The 3,545-nt window shown below is 48.5% G+C and carries 3 protein-coding genes and 1 riboswitch; all 3 genes read right to left on the bottom strand.

Going from position 1 to position 3,545, the window contains the following annotated elements; all coding sequences use genetic code 11:
• Nucleotides 1–230 precede the first annotated feature (230 nt).
• The 3 genes from QUA57_RS28215 to cobG all read right to left on the bottom strand — a co-directional run bounded on the left by QUA57_RS28215 (nucleotide 231) and on the right by cobG (nucleotide 3,239).
• The gene (locus tag QUA57_RS28215; RefSeq protein WP_333065092.1) at nucleotides 231–941 is read right to left on the bottom strand and encodes a precorrin-2 C(20)-methyltransferase; all 711 of its coding nucleotides are present in this window, start codon (nucleotides 939–941) and stop codon (nucleotides 231–233) included.
• Complete coding sequence (locus QUA57_RS28210; RefSeq protein WP_333065091.1) at nucleotides 938–1,567, bottom strand: precorrin-8X methylmutase; 630 nt, start codon at nucleotides 1,565–1,567, stop codon at nucleotides 938–940. Before QUA57_RS28210 ends, QUA57_RS28215 begins: the two co-directional genes overlap by 4 nt.
• Nucleotides 1,568–1,721: 154 nt before the next feature.
• Nucleotides 1,722–3,239: a precorrin-3B synthase gene (gene cobG / locus QUA57_RS28205; protein ID WP_333065090.1), complete on the bottom strand. Its 1,518-nt coding sequence runs from the start codon at nucleotides 3,237–3,239 to the stop codon at nucleotides 1,722–1,724.
• Between the two features lie 8 nt (nucleotides 3,240–3,247).
• Nucleotides 3,248–3,327: riboswitch (adenosylcobalamin-variant (AdoCbl-variant) riboswitch) on the bottom strand.
• Nucleotides 3,328–3,545: the final 218 nt, after the last annotated feature.

Genomic DNA, 3,545 nt, shown 5'->3' with positions numbered 1-3,545 from the left:
ATTTGTTTATGATTGCTTTATTTGGTTTTCAATGTTCGTGACGGCTTTGTGTTCCGCCATGTAAATAAACATAAAGCATATTCTAAGGTTTGTAAAGTATTTTAACAAAAGATTAATTAATGAAATTTATAAGTTTCACTTATCAATATGAATAAAACTGGATAAACAGGTAAGAATGCACAAAAAAGTAGGTAAAGCCTGGAAGCGCGTCGCCTTCAGGCATGGAAATATTAAGATACAGACTTTTGCTGGCTAGGTATCATAATGAGAGCCCAATAGGGAACTTCAGCGGGATCGACATCTGCGATCGCCCGAATTCGCTGATTCGGCATAGTTGCGCGTTCTATATACAAAGCTCGATCGAACTGTCCCAACTCAATCAGTACGTCCCGGACTTTCGCAAAATGCCGGCCCAGCTTAATAATCACAGCAGCATCAACAACCGCCAGTCGATCGCGCAAAACCTCAGCATCCAGCGTCGCAGGCATAATACTTAACACATCGTTACGATAAGTCAGCGGCACTCCCAACGCAGCCGCACTCGCCATTGTCGAAGAAATTCCCGGCACAACTTCAGTGGTAAATGTCCCCGACAAACGGTTGAATAGATACATAAACGAACCGTAGAGAAAAGGTTCGCCCTCACATAGCACCGCCACATCCCGCCCCTCGCTCAGATGTGCGGCAATTTTCTCGGCAGCAATATCATAATAAGGTTGAGACGATCGCGTCGGACTAAAAGGCAACGGCATCGGAATCTCAATTTGCTCCGGGCGCAGATAATCTGCGACGATCGCCCGCGCCAGCACCTTACCATTTTCCATCGCCGGATAAGCAATCACCGGCACCGATTGCAAAATCCGATAAGCTTTCAAAGTAATCAACTCTGGATCGCCAGGGCCAATACCCAAACCGTACAATTTACCACTAGCCTTAGTCATAATTCATCCTTTTTCGCTAACGCATTCACAGCCGCCGTTGCCATTGCACTGCCACCGCGCCGCCCGTGCAACGTAATAAATGGCACTCCCCGACTGTTGGCGGCCAGTTCGGCTTTGGATTCGGCAGCCCCCACAAATCCTACCGGGAAACCCAGAATTAAAGCCGGTTTGGGTGCTCCGGCATCCAGCATTTCCAGTAGTCGGAACAAAGCAGTCGGGGCATTGCCAATTGCCACAACCGCACCCTGCAGGTTGTCCAGCCATAAATCAAGCGCCGCCGCCGATCGAGTATTTCCGATTTGCCGCGCCAACTCTGGGATTTCGGAATGCCAGAGGGTGCAAATCACCGGATTGTCAGCGGGAAGGCGTTTGCGAGTGATGCCTTCGGCCACCATCCGGGCATCGCACAGGATCGGCGCACCTGCGACGAGGGCTTGGCGTCCGCAGGTGGCTGCACCGGGGGAAGCTGCTAAATCTGCAACAATATCGGTCATGCCGCAACTGTGAATTAGTCGCACGGCTACCGATTCTAAATCGGGCGGCAAGCTTGACAAATCTGCTTCGGCTCGAATTGTGGCGAAGGATTTAATGTAAATTTCTGTTCCGTCTCGAATGTAGTCAATCATTGTTTACAACTGCTATGGGAATTTTGTGGGATTTGTGAAATAGATTTTTTGAATGAACCGCGAAGGCGTGAAGGACGCGAAGGAAGAAATCTCAAGAGAGATATAAAGAGAAATGCTTAAAATTTGTCTTTTTTTATGGGATATTTTTTCACTTTCAATTCCAATTTTCGGTGCTCGACAACTCCTGCAATTGGTCGATCGCCTGCCGATCGACAAACTCACCAAATGACTCCCCAGGCTCCCGAAACCGCTGATACACCCGCAACATTCGCTCGATCGCATCGGGCATCTCGATCGCACTCACCGCCTGAAAAATTTGTCGCCCGAAGGGCAAATCTTTTCTACCCGCATAAATGTCGTAACCTTCGATCGTTTCGTCTCCTCGCTCAATCTGAATTCCCACCAGCGTGATATCAATTGGCTGGTGCTGGGCGCAGGACTTTTGGCAACCGCTGAAATGAATGTTAATCGGCAGGTCGATCGTCAATTTTTGCGCTAAATCCCTCACCATTGCTAGGGCGTGACTTTGAGTATCTGTCGCCGCCGAGGCACAACCGCTGCTGCCGGCACAAGCAACCAAGCACGAGTCTAGGCGAGTCGCCGACGAGTGCAATCCCAAATCGGCGATTTGCTGTTTTACCTCAAAAAGGTGGGAGTTGGGGATATCAGAAATCAACAGATTTTGCCACGGCGTAAGTCTCAGGGTACCGCTGGCTAGCTTGTGGGCTAAATTTGCCAAATTCCGCAGTTGCTTTGATTCTAGCCTACCGAGAGGCAGTGCAATTCCCATGTAGGAGAAACCGGACTGTCGCTGAGGATGAATGTCGAGATGTCGGTGATTGGGGAGGGATTGTTCAGATGAGGCATCTTGGCTGTTTTTGGGAAAGGTGCAAGATGTGAATTGCCATGAAAATGGTAAATTCTGCTGTACCCTTTCTAGATAACTTTCAGCGCCCCAATCTGCCAGCAGGTGACGCAAACGCGGTTTTTTGCCATCAATTCGAGGTCTATTTTTGGTGTATTCAAGATAGGTGCTAGCGAGGGCGGCTAATACTGAAATACATTGCGATTCTTGGATAAAAATTCCTGTATCGCCGTTTAAATGCAGCCGAAAAACGATTTCTAATTGGGTGGAACGACCGAATGCAGCTAATAAAATATCGTTGCGTAAAGCCTGGATCGAAACCGATTCCCCGCCGTCGAAGCCAATACTGAACTTAGGCGAAAGTTCCGACAACTCGGAATGTGTTTGCAGGTAATCATCCCAAGCTTTGACTAGCGGGCGAGTATCCAGTAACTGCTGGCGATCGATCCCTGCGGTCGGGCTTGCCATAATATTGCGAATTGGGTCAACTTCAACGCGGCGAGACGCTATCCCCAATTCCTGCAAGCGGTTCCAGACTTCCGGGGCAATTTCCGAGTTCACTTCTCGGATTTGCAAATTTGCCCGATTTGTCACTTGCAAATAGCCGGTACTGTATTGATCAGCCAAATCGGCGATCGTCCAACACTGCTGTGCGTTTAAAACTCCCCCCGGAATCCGCATTCTCGATAAAACTCCGTCTCGGGCTTGGGAACCGTAAAATAAACCCGGACAAGTCGGCAAATCAGTCAAAGCTAACAAATAATCTCCTCCCCGTGCTACGCAGGGAATCCAAAAGTAAACGCCCACAAAGCGCCCCCGAAATCGGCATTCTGACTTTTACAGTTGCGGCACAGCGCCGGAATTGCACCGGACTTTCCCGCTTTCAGGTTTTAGAAAGGTATCACGACCTGACCAACAGAAAGCAAAACCCTCAACTTTCTTAACAAAACCCCTGGCGATCGCCCATCTCTGTCTTTACATCAGCTTTCCTAATCGCAGTCATCAGTTTAACTGTCGCTCAACCCCTTTACAAACCTTAACAACACCGTTAATAATATAAACATCATCCGAACATTGACAACCAAATACAGCAATCATAAAACCATGACAACA

Origin of the sequence: Microcoleus sp. Pol7_B2, assembly GCF_036701035.1 — a bacterium.
In the GTDB taxonomy this organism is placed as follows: domain Bacteria; phylum Cyanobacteriota; class Cyanobacteriia; order Cyanobacteriales; family Microcoleaceae; genus Microcoleus.
This window is presented reverse-complemented; position numbering and strand designations above follow the sequence as displayed.